This window comes from Sunxiuqinia sp., from assembly GCF_055140945.1.
The window spans coordinates 134,826-156,353 of record NZ_JBSQYS010000003.1; the positions used below are offsets into that span (position 1 = coordinate 134,826).

The following is a 21,528-nucleotide window of genomic DNA, read 5'->3' on the forward strand; positions in this document are numbered from 1 at the left end:
CTTAAACTATGGTACCAACCAGCCCGATAATCGGAACAATGCTGCACGCCATCGGAGGCGTGTCTGCCTCATCATGCTATGTTCCTTTTCAGAAAACAAAAAATTGGTCCTGGGGAACTTTCTGGCTAGTACAAGGCTTGTTTGCCTGGATTTTAATGCCCATACTTATTGGTGTAATTACGGTTCCTGATTTCTTCTTCATTTTAAAGCACGCTCCCTCAAAGCCAATTTGGGCTGCTTTTCTTTTGGGTGCTGCGTATGGCTTTGGCAGTATGTCGTTTGGTGTTTCTATACAGTATATTGGCTATTCATTAACTTATACGCTGGCTATCGGTATTTCAGCTATCGTGGGAACTATTTTGCCTTTGATGATCTTCGGCGGATTAGTCGAATACTTCACAGCTCCCGGTGGTATGGTTGTTCTGGTTGGTATGGTTATTTCGATACTGGGTGTGGCCGGATGTGGCTGGGCCGGTTTTCGAAGAGAGCACGAAATGACTATGGCGCAAGGAGGATTGAAAAGATCCAATATGTTGATTGGTTTGGTTTTAACAATAATTGCGGGAGTTCTTTCAGGGGTATTTAATATTTCATTGGAATTTGGACAACCCATTGCCGATATGGCTGCGGAACACGGAGCTGGTCATTTCGAGGGAAATGCCAAATTAATTGTTTCAACAGCCGGATGCTGGGTGGTGAATGTAATTTGGTTTATCGTGCTGGGTGTGCGAAAAAAAACGTTAAAAGAATTTACAACTAAAAGCGGACTGAAAAGTAGCATTATTACGAAAAATATATTGTGGTCGGCTTTGGCCGGATCTCTGTGGTTTTTGCAATTTTTCTTTTACGGACTGGGACATGTGAATATGGGAAAATTTCAATTTGCCAGTTGGGTGCTTCACATGTCTATGCTCATCTTCTTTAGTTATATTATTGGTGTAATTATGAAGGAATGGAAAAACGTAAATCGCAACACCTATATTTTGTTGGTGATCGCTCTTTTGGTTTTAGTTTCTTCTTTTTGTGTGATTGCTTATGGAAGCATGCAGGGCTAACGATCCTAAGGTTTTGTACAATGTTGTTGATTTGCAACTAGATGAAGGGTTTCTTGCGGGCTTAGTGTGTGCTTTTAACAGGGAATGTTTTTTTCATTCTTTTTCTAAATGCAAGATTATCGTTCAGTTTATTATATTAAAACGAAAATAAAAGAAAAAAAACGAAAGCTAAGATTAAGTGATTTCTTATTTTTTGTGTATTTTGGCAGTTGTTTTTGGCAAACTGGAATGAGTGAGAATAGAAATAGAAAATAAACCTAACTAATATTGAATGAATTATGCAGACTAATCCTCAGCCTGCAGTTGAAGGCGCAAATTCAACTCTTATAGATCGGCTTGATTCGTTGTATGAATATGATCGCGACAGGGAAGTTATTTTAGAAAAAAAATCACATGGGATAATGCTATTGTACTAATAGTAGAGTTACTAAACACTAACAAATTTTTGTATGAAGGAACAAAATATGAATGGGTTATCGGAAAATAAATTGAGCGATGCTCCAGATGTAGATAAAATAACAAGAGAGCAATGGAAAGCTTCGCTTCTAGCTGGAATGGCTTCTTATCTTGATGCCGGATCCATCGTTGCATTGGGAGCAGGACTATCACTGTTTCAATCTTATCTTGATTTATCGAATAATGCAATTGGCTTACTTGCTGCGATTGGCCCAAATGCTGTAGGATGTGCTATAGGTGCTTTTATTGGAGGTAGACTTGGTGATAAGCTTGGTCGTAAGCGTATTTATCAGATTGACCTGCTTGTGTATGCTTTAGGGATTCTTTTAATTGTTTTTACAATGAATCCGGTCATGTTGTTTTTAGGTACCTTTATTATTGGCGTGGCCGTTGGGGCTGATGTGCCAACATCACTTTCCTATGTTGGTGAAGCTGCTCCAGATAAAGCAAGAGGGAAATTGTTAGGCCTTACTCAAGTTGCTTGGGGATTTGGACCTGTGGTTGTGCTCTGGATGGCTATGTTTCTTGCGGATCTTGGAGTTCTTGGAATTCGACTGGTATTCCTTCATCTTTTTGTTATGTCCATGATTACTTGGTATTTACGTCGGGATTTGGTAGAGTCATCCCGTTGGCAGGTGGCGGCAAAAGCGACTAAAGTTAAATTAAAGACGCTATTTTCAGGTTCTAACTTAAAAGGTTTGGCTTATACAGTCATTATTTATCTTTTTTGGAACTTAGCTGCAGGTACTGCCGGGATTTTTAATCCATATATCATTAAAACACTTGGAGCAGGAAGTCAGGCCATGAGTGTTGGGTTATCAAGTGCAGGGTTTATGATATTTATTATCGTTACGCTAGTTGTTTTTATGCCCCACTCAGATCGGAGTTTTAAGACGCGAAAAACCATTTGGGCCGTTGGTGCCATTATGCAGGTTGTGGCCTATGGTTTATTACTTTTTTTACCGTTTACCATACCGGTTATTATTCTAAATATTCTGATGTTTTCTTCAGGTGCGGCTTTAGCCGGTGAGGCCTTTTATAAAGTGTTTAGCCAGGAGATTTTTCCAACTATTTTCCGCGGAACAGCTCAGGGATTAACCTTTGGAGTTAGTCGGACTTTACTGGGGGTTTGGAGTTTCTTTGTTCCTGCGTTGGCAAATGTGGGGATAAAGCCGGTGGCGGGCTTGCTAACCTTCTTTCTCATAATAAGTGGAGCTGTTGGTTTCTTTTTCATGCCTGATACTTCCGGAAAATCGCTGGAACAGATTGCAAAAGAGCGGAGTTGATAATTGTGTTTAGAAATTTATTCAGTAAAACAGAATAAAAGAAAAGTAACCAAAAGTTAAAAAATAAGATTTGAACGTAACGAACCTAAAGACGGAATATAAAAGCAATCCTGTTGGCTTGAAAGCCTGTAGCCCTCGCTTAAGCTGGGAAATAATTGATGAGAAAAGAAATGTTTCTCAGAACGCTTATCAAGTGAAATGTGCAGCTTCTGAGCTTGATCTTCAGGATGAAAGCAAGTTGATCTGGAATTCAGGAAGAATTGACTCAGATCAGTCTATTCATGTTGAATATGGTGGGCTGGAACTTCAGTCGGGTCAGCGGGTTTACTGGACCGTTAAAGTGTGGAACAATTACAAGGAAGAATCAGAGTGGAGTGTCCCGGCATTTTGGGAAATGGGACTGTTCAATAATGATGATTGGAAAGCTCAATGGATAGAACCTGCCTACAAGGAGAATCCCTCGGATTCGACACCCTCACCTTATTTGCGGAAAGAATTTCAACTTAAAAAAAATATTGCGAAGGCAACTGCCTACCTGACTTGTCACGGATTGTACGAATTGTCGTTGAATGGTGAGAAAGTAAGCGAGGATTTGTTTACACCCGGTTGGACCAGTTACGAACAGCGATTGCAATACCAAACTTACGATGTTACCGAGCAACTGATTTTCGGCAAGAATGCCATTGGCGTTGTCTTGGGCGACGGCTGGTATCGGGGCTATTTGGTATGGCAGGGAAACAAAAATTTGTACGGCGAAAAGCTGGCTTTACTTTGCCAAATTCGAATTGATTACGAAGATGGAAGCCATGAAATGATTGTAACCGACGATAGTTGGAAATCGAACACGGGGGCAATTCTAAAATCGGATATCTATCATGGTGAAACTTACGATGCCCGTCTGGAAAATGAAGCATGGGACAAGCCTGGCTTTGATGATCAAAACTGGTTCGGAGTCACTATTAAAGAATACGGAGTTACAAATCTTGTTTCTTCCGAAGGTGTTCCGGTTCGTATTACCGAAACCATCAAGCCGATTGAAAAGATCATCACTCCGAAAGGTGAGTTGGTTTTTGATTTGGGTCAAAATATCGTGGGCTGGGTGCGTTTCCGGTTGAAAGGAAATGCGGGAGATCAAATTACATTGCATCATGCGGAAGTACTGGATCCGGAAGGCAATTTTTATACCGATAACCTGCGAGCCGCAAAGGCTGAAGATACCTACATCTTCAGAGGCGATGGTGTTGAAGAATTCGAGCCTCATTTTACTTTTCACGGATTCCGCTATGTACGGGTGAGCGATTATTCGGGAGATATTTCATTGGATGATATTGAAGGACGTGTTGTCCATTCGGATATGCCACTGGCAGGTGAGTTTGAATGCTCCGATCCGCTGGTAAATCGACTACAAAAAAATATAGATTGGGGACTCCGTGGAAACTTTCTGGATGTTCCAACCGACTGCCCCCAGCGTGACGAACGCCTGGGCTGGACAGGCGATGCGCAGGTTTTTGCGCCTACTGCTTGCTTTAACCGCGATGCCGCAAGTTTTTACACCAAATGGATGAAAGACTGTATTGCGGATCAACGTGAAGATGGCAGTGTTCCCTGGGTTGTTCCAAATGTAATTGAAGATGGTGGAGGTACCGGCTGGTCCGACGGATTTGGCGCAACTGGCTGGGCTGATGCTGCCGTGATTATTCCATGGATCGTTTATCAGGTTTATGGTGATCAACGGATTTTGGAAGAGCAATACGAATCCATGAAAGCTTGGGAAGAATACATGATCAAAGAGTCGGGCGACCGCTATTTATACGATACTGTATTTCATTTTGGCGATTGGCTTTCATTTGCCGAATACTATTCGTACTACTATAATGCGCCTGATTATGGGTATGCAGGCGCGCACACCGATAAAGATTTAGTGGCTACAGCCTACTTTTATTACACAACCGGATTGATGCAACTAATTGCAACGATTCTGGAAAAGACCGCTGATGCCGATCGTTATGCCGAATTACGACCAAAGATAAAAGCAGCCTTTCAAACTGAGTTTATGACGCAGACAGGCCGATTGACTTCCAATACGCAAGCTGCTTATGTCTTGGCATTGTCATTTGGTTTAATCCCGGATAATTTGGTGGAGACAGCCGCCAAACGTCTGGTGGATGATGTCAATCATTTTGGGCATTTAACAACCGGGTTTTTAGGAACTCCAATGCTTTGTCAGGCGTTGACCGATTCCGGCTATCCCGAAATAGCGTACAAATTGCTGTTCAATAAGCGGTACCCTTCTTGGTTGTATGCAGTTACCAAAGGTGCTACAACTATTTGGGAACGTTGGGATGGCATTAAGCCCGATGGAAGTTTTCAGGATGTTGGTATGAATTCGTTTAACCATTACGCCTATGGTGCAGTGGGAGAGTGGCTTTATTCGTCGGTGGCAGGTTTAAAATTGGACACAAGGGTTCCGGCATACAAGCAATTTAATATAAAACCTTATCCAACCGAAGAATTGACCTTTGCTAAGGCAAAATATCATTCTATGTATGGCGAAATTCTCAGCCATTGGGAGCAAGACGACAACACGTTTAAATTGAACGTGAAAGTACCAGTTAATACGAAAGCATTAATTGAAATACCCGGAGCTGATTTTTCAAAATTGAAAGAAGGTGGAATTCCGGTCGATCAAATTCAAGAGATTGAAATAATGGGATTTGAGGATGGCAGACTGTTGCTGGAAATTGGTTCTGGTGACTATAAATTTGAATGTTCAAAATGAAAGGAAATGGCGATGAATAAAATAATGAGAAGAAGCGGTTTTTTGAGCCTGATGATCTTGTTCGTATTTCAATTATCAGCTCAGGAAAAGAGTTTGGTCAATACATCAAAAAGCCCGCATGCAAAACTTACTCCGGTTAACTTAACCGATGTAAATTGGACGGATGGATTTTGGGCTGAGCGTTTTCGTGTTTGCGAACAAAGTATGGTTCCGCACATGATGGGCATGTATATGAATGACTCGATTAGCCATGGCTTTGCCAACTTTGAGATTGCTGCCGGCTTGAAAGAGGGGGAGCATGTTGGTCCTCCGTTTCATGATGGTGATTTTTATAAAATACTGGAAGCTTTGATTGTGGTTTATTCCATGAATCAGGAAGAAGAACTGGAACATGAGATTGACTCGATCATTGATATTATTGGAAAAACTCAGCGCGAGGACGGTTATATTCACACGCCTGTTGTGATTGAGCAGTTAGGAAACGAAGGCCAAAAGAATGAGTTTGCAGAGCGACTTGATTTTGAGACCTACAATATGGGCCATTTGATGACTGCTGGATGCATTCATTATCGATTAACCGGAAAGCGAAGTTTGCTGGATATAGCCATTAAAGCCACCGATTTTTTATACGATTTTTATCAACGAAATAAGAAAGAGCTGGCGTTGAATGCCATTTGTCCTTCGCACTATATGGGTGTAACTGAAATGTACCGAACAACGGGTGATCCAAAATATTTAGAGCTAGCTCAAGGCTTAATCGATATTCGTGCCATGGTTGAAGACGGACACGATCATAATCAGGATCGTATTCCATTTCGTCAGCAGACAAAAGCAATTGGTCATGCAGTGCGTGCAAATTATTTATACGCCGGTGTTGCCGATGTTTATGCTGAAACAGGTGATGAGTCGTTAATGAATGCGCTGGATGCTATTTGGCATGATTTGGTAGAAACTAAGCTGTACATTACAGGAGCCTGCGGGGCTCTGTATGATGGCGTTTCTCCAAACGGTACAACCTACGATCAACCTTCAATTCAACAGGTGCATCAAGCCTATGGCCAAGACTATGAGCTGCCTAACTTTTCGGCACATAACGAATCATGCGCTAATATTGGAAACCTGCTTTGGAACTGGCGAATGCTTTTGGCCACCGGACAGGCTGAGTATGCTGATATTATGGAGCAAGTGATGTACAATAGTTTATTAGCCGGAGTTAGCTTGGACGGTGAGCGTTATTTCTATACCAATCCGCTGGCAGTTTCAAGCGATTTACCTTTTGAACTTCGCTGGTCAAAGGATCGTGAAGAATACATCGGATATTGCAATTGCTGTCCGCCGAATACGATTCGTACAGTTGCAGAAATTCACAATTACCTGTATAGCATGTCTGACGATGGACTTTGGATTAATTTTTATGCCGGCAACCATTTGAAGACAGAATTGAAAGATGGCTCAAAGTTGGAGCTGGAACAAATTACGGACTATCCATGGAGTGGCGATGTCACCCTGAAAATTACTAAAGCTCCCAAAGGAGATTTGCCATTTCATATTCGCATCCCTTCGTGGTGCGATCAGTCCGAAATCGTAATAAATGGAACTCGTATTGATACCGACGCTATTTCAGGAACCTATCAGGAAATAGCAAGAAACTGGAAAAAGGGAGATGTCATTCAAATCAAATTGGCTATGCCGGTTAGTTTTATCGAGGCTAATCCCTTGGTTGAAGAAACCAGAAATCAGGTTGCTGTGCAAAGAGGACCGGTAGTTTATTGTCTTGAATCGGTCGATTTGCCCGAAGGTGTTGATCTGTTTCAAGTCGCTATTTCTCCGGAACAAACATTCACCCCCGAGAAAACTGAAATAGCCAACAGCCAGCTAGTCGCTCTAAAGGGGAAAGCTGAATTGGTGCGCGAAGCAGATTGGGATCAGGACAAGTTATATCGAAAAATATCGGCAAAGGAGCTCCGGAATGTTCCAATCACGCTAATTCCTTATTATGCCTGGGATAATCGAGGTAAGTGCGATATGAGCGTTTGGCTGCAGTTGGCACGATGATCGGCTATCCGAAAAGGAGCTTCTGGAGTTGAACAACTGATGGTTGTTTATTAATCAGCTGGTTCCTATTTGAATAGATTCGTAGGATAACAATCAATAAAGGCTAATGGCAGGTGTAAATCTAGAAATAGTAAATTTACGTAATGGTGTTAAAGAGACCTATCGGCATCTTTATCACCAATATTATTCGATGTTATTTAACTTAGCTTATCAGTACCTTGATGATGCCGATGATGCAAAGGAAATTGTGCAGAATGCCTTTTTAAAGCTTTGGGAAATAAAAGGTCAGCTCAAGGATAATTCCAACTTGAAGAACTACCTGTATACGTTGGTCAAAAATGGTTGCCTGAACCAGATAAAACGGAAGCAGATCGTCAATAATCACAACAACAACATCAAGCAAAGGGAGTTGGAGTTACAGTATGAATCTTTATCTCGCATGTCTTTTGACTACATGGAGATTGAAGAGTTGAAGAATAAAATTGAGGAGGCTGTAAGTAATTTACCAGAGCACTGCCGCAAGGTATTTTGCATGAGTCGTTATGAGGGCTTTAAAAATACGGAGATTGCAGAAAAGCTGAATATATCAGAGAAGACAGTTGAAGCTCATATGACAAAAGCGCTTAAAAGTCTGAGAGTGGCGCTAAAAGATTATCTCCCATTATTAATCTCAATCCTTTTTCAATAAAATATCAAAATTCGGTTAGGGGTTACTGTTATTGGATTGTTTAGTAATAAACGAATCACAATAATGGACAAGGATTTTATCTCAAAAATACTTACAGGTCGGGCATCTGAAGCAGAGAAAGAAACTTACTATCGTTTACTTGCAGAAGATAAGGACGAGCGGGAGTTATTTTTGAAAACCAAAGAGCTATGGGTTATAACTGCTGCAAATAATAAAATTCCAGAGCAAACGGTTGATCAGGAGTTTGCTAAATTTTGGTCAAAAACCAATCATCAAGTACAAGATAACAAACCTTCGCGAAAACTCTTTAGTTTGTTGCGCTATGCTGCTATTGCTATTCTTTTGATCGGATTAGGTAGTCTTTCCTCCTACCTGCTATTAAATTCAGATCAAGCAAGTAACCATTTGGTTCAAAAGTTTAGCGCAGAAAAAGGAAGTATGGCTCATTTTGAGTTGGATGATGGAACCGTTGTGTGGCTGAATTCAGAAACTGAAATTATCTTTTCAGAAGATCAAGAGGGAACAAGAAATATCGAACTTAAAGGAGAAGCTTACTTTGAAGTTAAGAACTCTGATAAGCACGGATTATTAGTGAATGTAGGTGATTTGAAAATAAAGGATATCGGAACTTCATTTAATGTAAAAGCTTATCCAGATGATGACTTTATAGAAACTACTTTGATGGAAGGAGCTGTCGATATTCTGAAAAGTAATAATGCGGCAATCACAAGACTGAAACCCGGGGAAAACGCAACCTATCTGAAAAGCGATAAAAGCCTCAATATAAAGAATGTTGATGTGGAACTTATTTCAGCGTGGATTGATGGGAAATTTGCGTTTAGAGATAAACGTTTGGAAGATATTTGTCATGAACTCGAAAATTGGTATGATGTGAAGTTCCGGTTTGAGGATAAACAATTGAAGGATTTCCGTTACTCGGGCGCTATTGATAAAACGACAACTGTAGCTTATGTTTTAAAAATGTTGAAACTAACAACTAACATTCAATATCAAATAAATAACAAACCATATGAACCCGATGAAATAATCATTTACTAGGCTCTCAGAGAGGGATACTTGTTGAAAATAAGTAAACCGGGAAGGCGGCATCCAACCCGGTTTAGAATAGTTCAATAAGCTTTCTGTGAAAACCTATTGAGTATTAACTATAAACATTCCAAAATTATGAAAAAAAATCTATTTTCTCCTGTGCCAATAAGGTCCGGGATAATGAAATTTCTAATTGTTATGAAACTAACTGCTTTTCTACTTTTTCTTAGTTTTGTTTCTATCGCGTCAGGCTCCTATTCGCAGGGCACACGCATTAGTCTCAAAATTGAGAACAATAGTATTATCGATGTTTTTAACGAAATTGAGAGAGTTTCCGATTACGGATTCTTCTTCAAAAGCGACCAGCTGGATATGAATAAGCAATATACAGTTGAGTTTAATGATGCTTCAATTGAGGATGTGATGACCCGACTTCTGGATGTGGATAAGTATAACTATCAGGTTATTGGAAGAACAATTGTGGTTAACCGAACAGATGGTGTTACTAACATCGGACAGGCTCGTAAAATACGAGGAGTTGTAACAGATGATGCTGGAAATCCTCTTCCTGGTGTGACTATCGTAATTGAAGGGACACAAACAGGAACGATATCTGCACTGGACGGAAGTTATGAATTGGAAGTCCCAGCTGATGCTGAGTTTCTGATGTTTTCATTCATCGGAATGCAAACGCAGAAGGTAAGCGTTTCGAATGCCAACAATGTGGTTATGTATGATGATACCATTGGGCTTGAAGAGGTGGTAGCAGTAGGGTATGGAACCATGAAGAAAAGTGACCTGACAGGCTCAATTACTCAGGTTAAGGCTGAAGATTTGATTAGTGTTTCTGCGTCAAACCCAATCGAAGCATTGCAAGGTAGAGCATCTGGAGTTGCAGTAATAAATGCCGATGCTTCTCCCGGATCTTCACCAACTATTCGAATTCGTGGCAGTGGGTCAATTACTGCTGGAAACGAACCACTCATTGTTGTGGATGGATTTCCTTTGGTAAATAATAATCTGAATGATATTAGCAGCAACGATATTGAATCAATGGAGATATTAAAAGATGCCTCATCTGCTGCTATTTACGGATCGAGAGGAGCGAACGGTGTTATTTTGATTACAACTAAAAAAGGGAAAAGAGGACAAAATAATCTGGAGGTAAGCGGATCGTTGGGAATTGCAACTCCTGCAAGGGTGCCTGAAATGCTAGGAAGGGAAGATTTCGTTAATTTTATTAATGATGCTTATACCTATTCAAATGGAACTCCGGTTTATTCTTCGTCTAATCCAGCTCCTTCATATAATGTTGACTGGCACGATAAAATTATCAGGAACTCTTCCAAGGTGCAAAACTATTCTGTAGCATTCAGTGGAGGAAAGGATAAAACATCTTATATGCTGTCAGGTAATATCTTTTCGCAGGATGGGATGGTTGAAGCTTCTGGCTTTGAGAAGTTTACTGTGCGTGTAAATTTAGACCATGAATTTAAACCCTGGTTGACTGTTGGAACTCACATGCAAGTGGGCAGGTCGCAACGAGATGTTCGCGACAACCCAACAGGTAATATTTTCCGTTACGGTTGGCCAACTGTGCCTGTTAAAAACCCTGATGGAAGCTGGTATTATGCCACTGAAGATCCTTCAATCAGCTCTTATTTCGAAGGTACCTGGAATCCGGTTGCAGAAGCGTCGGAAGTAACAAACGAGCTGAGTGCTGATCGGTTACTTGGAGATGTCTATGCTTTATTTACTCCTGTTAAGAATGTAACGTTCAAGACAAATTTCGGGGTTGATATTGCCAACGAAAAGCAATACGAATATTATACGTCTAAATCAAGTGCCGGTATTGGATCTGGAAGCACAGGTACTGGTGGACAAACCTATCGGAGAAAAACAAGTCGGTTAACTGATAACATCCTGACTTATTCGAATACTTGGGATAAGCACCGTTTGACAGCTACTGGTGTATACTCATGGCAGGAATACGTTTATGAAGATCTGGAAACCAGCGGCTCTGGATTTCTGAATGATGCAACTGGCGCAAATGATATGTCCTATGCAAGTATTGAGAGTATTTCTATTAACTCTGATAAATTTTCAAATCGACTGATTTCATGGACAGCCAGAGCTTCATATTCTTATGATGATAAATATTTACTAACCGTTACAGGAAGATATGATGGCTCTTCCAGATTCGGAAAAAACAACAAATGGGGATTTTTTCCATCAGTAGGATTTGGTTGGAGAGTTACTCAGGAGCCATTTTTAGCCGGGAATGAAACCATTACTAACCTGAAGTTGAGAACCAGTTATGGTGTTACAGGAAACCAGGAAATTGGTGATTATCAATCACTTGCTTCTTTAAGCACTGCCTATTATGTGTTTGATGGTGTCCCAATTCTAGGATTTGCTGAAACCATTGGTAACCCGGATTTGAAATGGGAACGTAATATTCAGTACAATGTCGGAGTAGATGTTGGCTTTTGGAACCGATTGGATTTGAATTTGGATTATTACTCTCGCCAAACCTCTGATTTGTTATATAATGTACCCATTCCTACAACGTCTGGTTATTCAAGTATGTTGAAGAATATTGGTGAAGTAAAAAATGTTGGACTTGAACTGACAGCTCATGCTCGAATCATCGATTCTGAATTTAAATGGGATGTGACAACTAATGTCTCCAGTAACAAAAATGAAGTTGTTGAACTTTATGGCGATGTTGAAAAAATTAATTTAGGTTCATCTACAGGAGGTATTGCTCGCTATCTGATCGTTGGTGAAGCAGTAAATAGCCTGTGGGCTCGCGAGTCTGCCGGAATTATTACAACACAGGATCAACTTACGGCTTACCAGACCATTCGATCGTCTGCCGAGTTAGGTGAAGAAATGTACATCGATAAAAATGATGACAAGAGCATCAATAGTGAAGACTACATTAATATTGGTTCAACTGAGCCTGATTTCTTTTATGGTGTTTCAACTTCCCTGGCATATAAAAATCTAAGTTTGGATATATATGGTCAAGGCGCAACAGGTCTTGCTGCACAGGATGAAAACACGGGATACTTAACATTCGGAGAAAACCAGGTGCAGAACAGAAATTACCTGCCAACAAGATATGCCTATGACAGAATGTGGAGTGAAGAAAATCCAACCGGTACATTCCCTCGTGCGGGTGCTCAGGAAATATCATTGTCAGACCGTACCAATGGAGATTGGAATTATTTTATCGTCAAAAATATTAAAGTTGGCTATGACTTTTCTTCAATGATCAGAAATTTAAATTGGGTAAGTAATCTGAATTTTTACGTCAATGCACAGAACTATTTGAATTTCGCAAACCATCGGGGTTACAACCCCGAAAACGGGAAGGTTGATTTCCCTTATGCAAAAACAATGATATTTGGAATCCGAGCTAAATTTTAAACCTTAAATTCTCATAACAATGAAATTAATTAGATATATAATTTTAAGTTGTACAGTGCTTATATTTTCTCAGTGTACAGACTTAACTGAAGAACCCTACACCTTTTTGTCTCCAAACAATTACTACAACAATGGAGAGGAACTTGGTCGTGCACTGGTAGGTGTTTATGATGGCTATCAACGAGAGTTCAATGGCTATTATAAATACATCATGTACCTGGAAGTGAGGACCGAATTTGGATCACCAGCATATGCAAAGGACAACATGCACCTCTGGAATGTGTGGAATGATGTAAATAATGCTGATAAAATGGTTATCACAAATTGGGATGATGCCTATGATATTATTAACCGTGCAAATTTAGTTATTGGTCGGGGAGCTGATGTTGAAATGGATGAAAGCCTAAAAGCAAGGTTTTTTGCCGAAGCTCGATTCATGAGGGCTGCAACTTATTTCAATCTTGTTCGCTTATACGGAGGACTTCCTATTCCAGAGTCATTTACAGAAGGACTCGAAGGACTTGAGATTCCCCGAAAGTCGGTTGATGAAACCTATACATATATTATTAAAGATTTGGAATATGCAATAGAAAACTTACCTACGAAATCAGAATATGATGCAAATGATATTTGGAGAGCTTCTAAGGGTGCTGCACAGTCATTGCTTGGCGATGTTTATTTAACAAGAGGAGGCATGACCGGTGATGAAACTTACTTTCAGAAAGCTAAAGATTATACCGAAGCGGTAATACAATCTGCCGAATATGCACTTGAACCTGATTTTAAGGACTTGTGGTATTGGTGGAACACAAATAATAAAAACGGAATGGAATCTGTTTTTGAAATCCAATATGGTGGGGTTGACAGTGAGTACAATAATACACATACCATGTTTGGAGTGAATATTACTGAATACACGCTTGGTTGTTATATGTATCGTCGTTTCGGACCTTCAATTTCGCACTACTTATCATACAGTGACACGGATGCCCGTAAAGAAGGAAGTTTCCTGACTCGTTTCAATACTACTGAGAAAGGAAATCCAAGCCATATTTTAGATACGCTGGTTTTCGTTCCTGAGGACAAAGGTTTCTATCCAGGCTCCAGAGGTTGGAAAACAGCAAGTCCTGGAAACCTTAAGTTTTACGATCGAACACCAGAATCAGCAACCTTGAAAAAGCCACAAGCAACTTCATATGTTATTCGCTACGCTGATGTCTTATTAAACTATGCGGAGGCAGAAAATGAGCTAAATGGACCAACGGCTTCTGCTTACAAAGCAGTTAATGATGTTCGTAATCGCGCAGACTTAGATGATTTGCCTGCCAACTTAACTAAAGAACAGTTCGCAGACTCAATCTACCGTGAAAGAGGATGGGAATTTGTTGGGGAAGGTCTCCTGTATTTTGATGAAATACGAACTGATAGAATCGGAGAGAACGTTAAGAAGCACGTAGAATGGGGAAATGATGAAGGAATCTATATGTATGTGGATGCTCCATTGGAGTTTGTTCCATCAAAGGACTTCTTATTTAAAATACCTCAGTACGATTTAGATTCGAATCCTGCGTTAGTTCAAAATCCAGATAATGTATCAGCTGAATAGATTATAGAATGGAGGAAGCATTAATGCTTCCTCCATTTACATTTCTTGTTTGTTATTGTGCATATTTTGAATCCAATATCAGACATACGTATGGAAGACCTGTCTTAACGCATCTTGCCGCAGGTTTCAACCCCATTTAGATTCTCCCAGAGCTATAGGAATTATTTATCCAACAAGTAGTTCTTTTTGCCAATTCAAGTCTGTGTTAACTTCGTGTGTCGTCGTTTTTTATTTGACTTGATTGAATACAAAGAATTGATTTTCAACTCAAATAATAAATCAAGAGAATAAGACGAATTATGAGATTGATACTATTAATCGTGTTTTTCAGTATTGCTTCGTTTAGTTGTAAAACTAAGAAACAGGAGGAATCTAAAGAGATTCATTTTGAACCAACCTGGGAGTCCTTAAGTCAGCACGAGTCTGCTCCTGAATGGCTGGAAAACGATAAATTTGGCATTTACTTTCATTGGGGCGTTTATACGGTTCCGGCTTTTGGCTTTGAGTGGTATCCCCGCTTGATGCACAAAAAGAATGATAAATATTTTGGGAGTGATATCTATGAACATCACCTGGAAACTTATGGACGTCCTTCAGAGTTTGGGTATCACGATTTTGTTCCGATGTTTAAGGCTGAAAAATTTGATCCCGAAGCATGGGCTGAATTGTTCAAAAAGGCAGGAGCCAAATTTGCCGGGCCGGTTGCCGAACATAGTGATGGCTTTTCGATGTGGGCTAGCAAGGTAACTCCGTGGAATGCCTTGGACAAAGGGCCTCACCAGGATATCGTTGGAGAACTGGAAAAGACGATTAGAGCTCAGGGCTTAAAATTTATAACGACTTTTCATCATGCTGTGAATTTACAGCGCTATCGCGATAAGCTTGAAGAAACCTATTTTAGAAATAGTTATTATCCATACATCAATGGAATGCCGCCTACTTCAGACGACCCGGAGTTAAAGTACCTTTACGGAAATATACCCGAACAACAATGGTTAAGTGAAGTTTGGTTCCCCAAACTCAAAGAGGTCATAGATAACTATAATCCGGATATGATGTGGTTTGATTCGGGCTTGGATCTGATTCCCGAAAATTACAGGAAAAAATTTGCGGCGTACTACTTAAATCAAGCGGAAGATTGGAACAAAAGTGTAGCCATTGTTCGAAAGCAGGATGATTTACCGCTCAGCATGAGCATCAACGATCTGGAAAAGTCACGCATGAATCGAATGGGCGAACATGTCTGGATGACTGATGAAACAATCAGTACCGGAAGTTGGGGATATACCAACGATTTAGTAATTAAGCCAGCAGAAGATATTTTGCATGTTTTAATTGATATTGTCAGTAAAAATGGAGTTTTGCTTTTGAATATTTCACCGAGATCGGATGGAGTTATTCCTGACAATCAGAAAGATGTTTTGTTGAAAATGGGAGATTGGTTGGGCAAATATGGAGAGGCGATTTACAATACCCGACCATGGTATATATTTGGCGAAGGTCCAACCCTGCAACCTGAGGGCGATTTTGAGAATCATAGTGATTTCAAGAAGGTGAAGTATTCGGCAGAGGATGTTCGGTATACCACCACAAAAAATGTCATTTACGCAATAACACTTGGAAGTCCGGAACCAAATAAAAACATCGTTTTTAAAGCATTCAGTCTGTCGAAGGTTACTCGAGAACTAAAAATTAAAAACATAGCTATTCCTGGCTCAACTCAACTAATAGAATATGAAATGAAAGATGATGGCCTGTGGGTAAAAACTCCGGACGTTGTAGATAAAATGGCAGTCGTTTTTAAAATTGAAATAGAGTAACGGTACAAAACGATAGAGTTATATGCTAAAATTGAAAATATGAACTTAAACATTATTTTCTATGCTGGTATTCTTATTTCCGGCTTACTTCTTCAATCATGTAATCGTGTGCCCGAACACAAGGAGCAAATAGCGGTTAATATTACGACCAATAAGCCCGGGCAAAATATTTCTGAAGAATCAGTTGGTTTGAGTTATGAAACAAAGCAGCTATTGCCCGACGAAAATGGAGTGCATTACTTCAGCCAAGATAATACATCTTTACTAAAGATGTTCAAGACATTGGGTGTTCGAAATCTTCGTATAGGAGGAAATTCTGTAGATGCTTCGAATATTCCGATTCCAGACGAGGACGATTTACACTCCTTCTTCCAATTTGCTAAAGCTGCAAAAGTAAAGGTGATTTATTCGGTGCGCTTGCAGGATGGAGATCCAAAAAGTGCTCAGCAGATAGCCAAAGTTATCAATGAGAATTATTCAGATGTGTTAGAAAGTTTAGCCATTGGCAATGAACCGAGTTACTATGAGGATTACGAGGTGTATGTTTCTAAATGGACAGCCATTCGCGATGCGATCTTGGAAGTATATCCGGATGCGGTGTTTTGCGGACCAGACCAGAATCCTGATGCTGAAAGGTTAAAAAAACTGGTCGACGATTTTGGATATCCGGAGGGACGATTGGTTCAGCTTACTCAGCACAATTATCCGTTTGGCTGTTCGTATCAAAATTATCGTGAACGCGATGTTACTAAGTTGGTTCCCTATGACGCAGAAGAATCGATAGACAAAATGTTAGCCGATACAGCATATGCTATTTACGAAGATATTCTAAAAGGAATGGTTGATGCTGTTGAGGGAACACCGATTACTTTTCGGCTCTCAGAAACAAACAGTTTTTGGTATAGTGGACTAAAAGGCGCTAGCGATCGTTATGCTTCTGCATTGTGGGCACTCGACTATATGCACTGGTGGACTTCGCATGGTGCAGAGGGGCTGAATTTTCATACGGGAGACCTAACCGGTGGCGAAATCATTTTACCTTGTCGCTACGCTGCATTCGTAAGTTCTGGTATTGGTTACGAAGCAAAGCCCCTGGCTTACGGCATGAAGTTATTTAGTTTGGGAGGAAAAGGTCAGTCACTCCCGGTTGACATTTCTTCTACATCAAATCATCTTCTTGTTGCATATGCTAATCTCAACCCCCCAAATGAAGTCTTGGTAACTCTAATCAATAAAGCGCACAAGGACAAACAAAGCAAAGAAATTTCGATTCAGTTTGATCGTTCGATAATCGATTCTGACGTAGAAGTTATTTTTTTAAATGCAGAAGCAAATAATATTGCAGCCACATCTTCTGACCTGGTTTTAGGTAATTCTCAAATAGAACATGATGGAACGTGGGAAGGTCATTGGCAGAAATTGCCGGAATCTCAGGTTGTTGACAATAGTCTCACTATCAATCTTCAGCCTGCATCTGCTGTTTTATTGAGATTGAAAGTTCAATGATGTTTTCAATCAGGAAACAAAAACAAACCGTCTTGTGATTGGCTAATTAATTGCGAAGTCGTGATGTTTGTTTTTCAATATTTAGTAGAATTGAAAACGTTTACATAAATTTGTACTCGTATGTAGCAGCTTGAATTCAATAGTAAAACCCACAACATAGAAATTTAATTATGCGAAAGTTTTTGATTTGGCTTATTTTCATATCGTTTTTATACTCCTGTTCTGATCAACATCCTGTACGACAAGATATTTCCTTAAATGAGGGGTGGTATTCCATAGCCAACGATACAAATAAACTTGCATATAATGGATTTGAGTCTCCGGTTTACTCAACTGAAAACTGGGAGGAAGTTAATGTTCCGCACAATTGGGATGACTATGGCGGTTATCGCCGACTAAGGCATGGCAATAGGCATGGTTATGCGTGGTACCGGAAGTCATTTCAGCTTGAAGAGCAAAATAGCAAACGGTACTTTCTTTGGTTTGAAGGCGTAGGTTCTTATGCGACAGTTTGGCTAAATGGCGATTCAATCGGCTACCATGCCGGAGGGCGGACTTCATTTACGCTGGATGTCACTGACCATATTCGTTTTGATAAAGAAAATATTTTGGCAGTTCGAGCAGACCATCCTTCAGATATTCGGGATTTACCTTGGGTTTGCGGTGGCTGTAGCCCTGAATGGGGATTCTCTGAGGGTAGTCAGCCGATGGGTATTTTTCGTCCGGTTCATTTGATTGTGACTAATCCTATTCGCATTGAACCATTTGGAGTTCATATCTGGAACGATGATAAAATTACTACCGAACTTGCAGACCTCCATTTAACCACCGAAGTGAAGAATAATAAGAAACAGGTGGCAAAAGTTGAAGTGATTAATAAATTGTTTGATGAGCGTGGTCGGCTGATAAAAGAAGTCGCCACTTTTATTCATCTTTCTCCTGGCCAAGTTGATACCGTCCGGCAACATATTGATCGGGTTGTGAATCCGCATCTGTGGTCAATTGAAGATCCGTATTTGTACAAGGTCATTACCGAAGTGTTACAGGATGGAGAACTGGTTGATCAGCTGGAAACGCCCTATGGAATTCGATGGACGAAGTGGGATATCAAGGGAGATAATCCTACAAATCGTTTTTATTTGAACGGAAAGCCCGTGTTTATAAACGGTACCGCTGAGTATGAACACATGATGGGGCAGGGGCATGCTTTTTCTGATGAGCAGGTTCTTTCGAGAGTAGCGCAAGTAAAAGCTGCGGGATATAATGCTTTTCGGGATGGACACCAGCCACATAATATACGCTATCAACAACAATGGGACAGTTTAGGAATTTTATGGTGGCCGCAAATGAGTGCCCATATTTGGTTCGGCAATACTGAATTTCAGGCCAATTTTAAACAACTATTACACGACTGGATTAAAGAACGTAGAAATTGCCCATCAATTATTTTGTGGGGCTTGCAAAACGAATGCACCATGCCAACTGAGTTTGCGCGGGAGTGTACCGAATTAATTCGTGAACTTGATCCGGGAGCATCGAGCCAAAGGCTAGTGACCACTTGCAATGGTGGAACAGGAACCGATTGGAACGTTATTCAAAACTGGTCGGGCACTTACGGTGGAAATCCTGATATTTATGATGAAGAACTTTCGGAACAATTGCTAAACGGCGAATACGGAGCATGGCGAAGTATCGATCTGCACACCGAGGGCGATTTTGAATACAAAGGGCCTTTAAGCGAAGATCGGTTTTGGCAGTTAATGGAGTCGAAAGTACGTTTAGGTGAAGCTGCCAGCGATCAGTCTTGCGGACAATTCCACTGGCTGCTCACATCGCACGATAATCCAGGACGAACACAGGCTGGCGAAGGCCTTCGCGATATAGATCGGGTTGGTCCTGTAAATTACAAAGGAGCACTAACCATTTGGGGTGAACCGTTGGATGTTTTTTACATGTTCAGGTCGAATTATGCACCCAGGGAAACCGATCCGATGGTTTACATTGTATCGCATACCTGGCCTAATCGATGGGAAAAACCGGGCATTAAAGATGGCATTCGGGTTTTCTCCAATTGCGATGAAGTTGAGCTCTTCAACGGAGTGCGTAAAAACTCACTTGGCCGGAAAAAGCAGGGACCAATTGGTACTCATTTCAAATGGGATCAGGTGGATATTCAAAATAATGTGCTCTATGCTGTTGGATATGTTGATGGCAAGGAGGTTGCCGAAGATCATATCGTTTTAGGTTTGTTGCCTGAAGCAGCAGATATAAAAGAATTAGCAGGAGAAGTAAAACCACTCACGGATAATGGGGGGAAGAACTATTTATATCGTGTGAATTGCGGTGGCCCGGATTATCTTGATCAAGAAGGAAATATCTGGCAAGCTGATGTTCGTAAAGACGAGTCGGGCTGGGGATCGGTATCCTGGACCGATGACTATGATGATTTGCCGGCATTTTATGGAAGTCAACGCATCACTTACGATCCAATTCAAGGCACCGATGAATGGAAGCTTATTCAAACTTTCCGCTATGGCCGTCACAAACTGGCTTACAAATTTCCTATTCCTGATGGCGATTATCAGCTTGAAATGTATTTCCTTGAGCCTTGGTATGGAACCGGAGGAGGATTGGATTGCAACGACTGGCGCATCTTTGATGTTGCGGTAAATGACGAAGTCGTTATTGATGATTTGGATATTTGGGAAGAAGTTGGTCATGACAACTTGTTAAAGAAAACCGTTGCTGTTTCAGTAAAAGGAGGCGAATTGGAAATTTCATTTCCTGAGGTGAAAGCTGCGCAGGCTGTGATTTCAGCAATTGCCATTTCAACAGCTGATGAGAGTGTTAAGCCTGCGGAGTCTTCAAGTCGATTGTTTAAAAATCTACAAGTTGCGAGTGAAAATAATTCGACCTGGAGTGCAAAAAGTTGGATGAACAATGGAGATCTGCTTTATTCAGATGCAGATGCCAAAATTATTTCATTGCCACCATCCTTATTCGGTAGCGAGTGGGTACAAACAACTGCATTTCCTGAAATTATAAGTGGAAATTCAATCGGTACATTCGAGCTTAATGAAGAGTCTGATTTAATAATTGGTATTGATGAGTCGATTACAGATAAGCCAAAATGGATTGAAGAGTTTACAAAAAGAAAGGATATTCTGCGGTCGACATATAATAGCGGTACCAACTATGAGATCTATCAAAAACGATATGCAAAAGGCGAGAGCGTGGAGTTGCTTCCGCTTAATTCATCCAATTCGCCCATGTATGTTGTTGCTGCCGTTCCAGTAACCAATTTGGATGCTCCAATTGATTTAAGGCCATCGTTTAAATATGAGGCTGAGGAAGCTGGAGATGTAGGGAACACCAGGAATACTGAAATTTTAAAGAAGGACTGTAAACTTGTTCCCGGAAAAGGTGATGCGATTGAGTGGACCTTTAATGTTGGATTGGCCTCAAAATACGGATTGGAATTTCGCTACATGAACAAAGGAACAGAGGATATCACCGTTGATGGAGAAATAGTTGCTGCCGACGGACGAATGGTGTGGAGCGGGGAGTGGGTGTTTCCCGTTGCTGATATCAAGTGGAAAAGTTTAAGGACCGACACCCAAACCACTATTAATGCCGGAAAATATACGTTGAGATTGAAACCTCGGAAGCAAGGCCCTTTTTATTTTGATTGGATGAAAATTCAGTAGCCTGGAGACGAATTGTAAAAGAGTTTGAGCATTTGGTTGAGTTGTATTTGTTTTACGATTGCAGTTTAATTTTGCTAAGAAAACG

General features: G+C 40.5%; 11 protein-coding genes. All 11 read left to right on the forward strand.

The features are described 5' to 3' along the window. Positions 1-8 precede the first annotated feature (8 nt). The 11 genes from ACTB00_RS02105 to ACTB00_RS02155 all read left to right on the forward strand — a co-directional run bounded on the left by ACTB00_RS02105 (position 9) and on the right by ACTB00_RS02155 (position 21,443). Entirely contained in the window at positions 9-1,055 is a 1,047-nt protein-coding gene (locus tag ACTB00_RS02105) for an L-rhamnose/proton symporter RhaT (RefSeq protein ID WP_463298298.1), read from the forward strand. A gap of 449 nt (positions 1,056-1,504) precedes the next feature. Continuing rightward, positions 1,505-2,797: an MFS transporter gene (locus ACTB00_RS02110; RefSeq protein WP_463298299.1), complete on the forward strand. Its 1,293-nt coding sequence runs from the start codon at positions 1,505-1,507 to the stop codon at positions 2,795-2,797. A gap of 70 nt (positions 2,798-2,867) precedes the next feature. Then, positions 2,868-5,576, forward strand: coding sequence for a family 78 glycoside hydrolase catalytic domain (locus tag ACTB00_RS02115; RefSeq protein WP_463298300.1), 2,709 nt, complete (start codon positions 2,868-2,870; stop codon positions 5,574-5,576). 12 nt (positions 5,577-5,588) lie between these two features. After that, positions 5,589-7,631 (forward strand): aceric acid hydrolase, encoded by a 2,043-nt coding sequence (locus ACTB00_RS02120; protein WP_463298301.1) that lies wholly within the window; start codon positions 5,589-5,591, stop codon positions 7,629-7,631. A gap of 106 nt (positions 7,632-7,737) precedes the next feature. Further along, complete coding sequence (locus ACTB00_RS02125) at positions 7,738-8,319, forward strand: RNA polymerase sigma-70 factor (RefSeq protein ID WP_463298302.1); 582 nt, start codon at positions 7,738-7,740, stop codon at positions 8,317-8,319. A 63-nt stretch (positions 8,320-8,382) separates the two neighbouring features. Continuing rightward, entirely contained in the window at positions 8,383-9,378 is a 996-nt protein-coding gene (locus tag ACTB00_RS02130; RefSeq protein WP_463298303.1) for a FecR family protein, read from the forward strand. Between the two features lie 189 nt (positions 9,379-9,567). Further along, on the forward strand, positions 9,568-12,804 hold the full coding sequence (locus tag ACTB00_RS02135) for a SusC/RagA family TonB-linked outer membrane protein (RefSeq protein WP_463298304.1): 3,237 nt from the start codon (positions 9,568-9,570) through the stop codon (positions 12,802-12,804). Between the two features lie 19 nt (positions 12,805-12,823). Continuing rightward, complete coding sequence (locus ACTB00_RS02140; RefSeq protein ID WP_463298305.1) at positions 12,824-14,410, forward strand: RagB/SusD family nutrient uptake outer membrane protein; 1,587 nt, start codon at positions 12,824-12,826, stop codon at positions 14,408-14,410. A gap of 299 nt (positions 14,411-14,709) precedes the next feature. Further along, positions 14,710-16,230, forward strand: coding sequence for an alpha-L-fucosidase (locus ACTB00_RS02145; RefSeq protein ID WP_463298306.1), 1,521 nt, complete (start codon positions 14,710-14,712; stop codon positions 16,228-16,230). Between the two features lie 39 nt (positions 16,231-16,269). After that, entirely contained in the window at positions 16,270-17,736 is a 1,467-nt protein-coding gene (locus ACTB00_RS02150) for a hypothetical protein (protein WP_463298307.1), read from the forward strand. Between the two features lie 170 nt (positions 17,737-17,906). Then, on the forward strand, positions 17,907-21,443 hold the full coding sequence (locus ACTB00_RS02155; protein ID WP_463298308.1) for a malectin domain-containing carbohydrate-binding protein: 3,537 nt from the start codon (positions 17,907-17,909) through the stop codon (positions 21,441-21,443). The last annotated feature ends 85 nt before the right edge of the window (positions 21,444-21,528 follow it).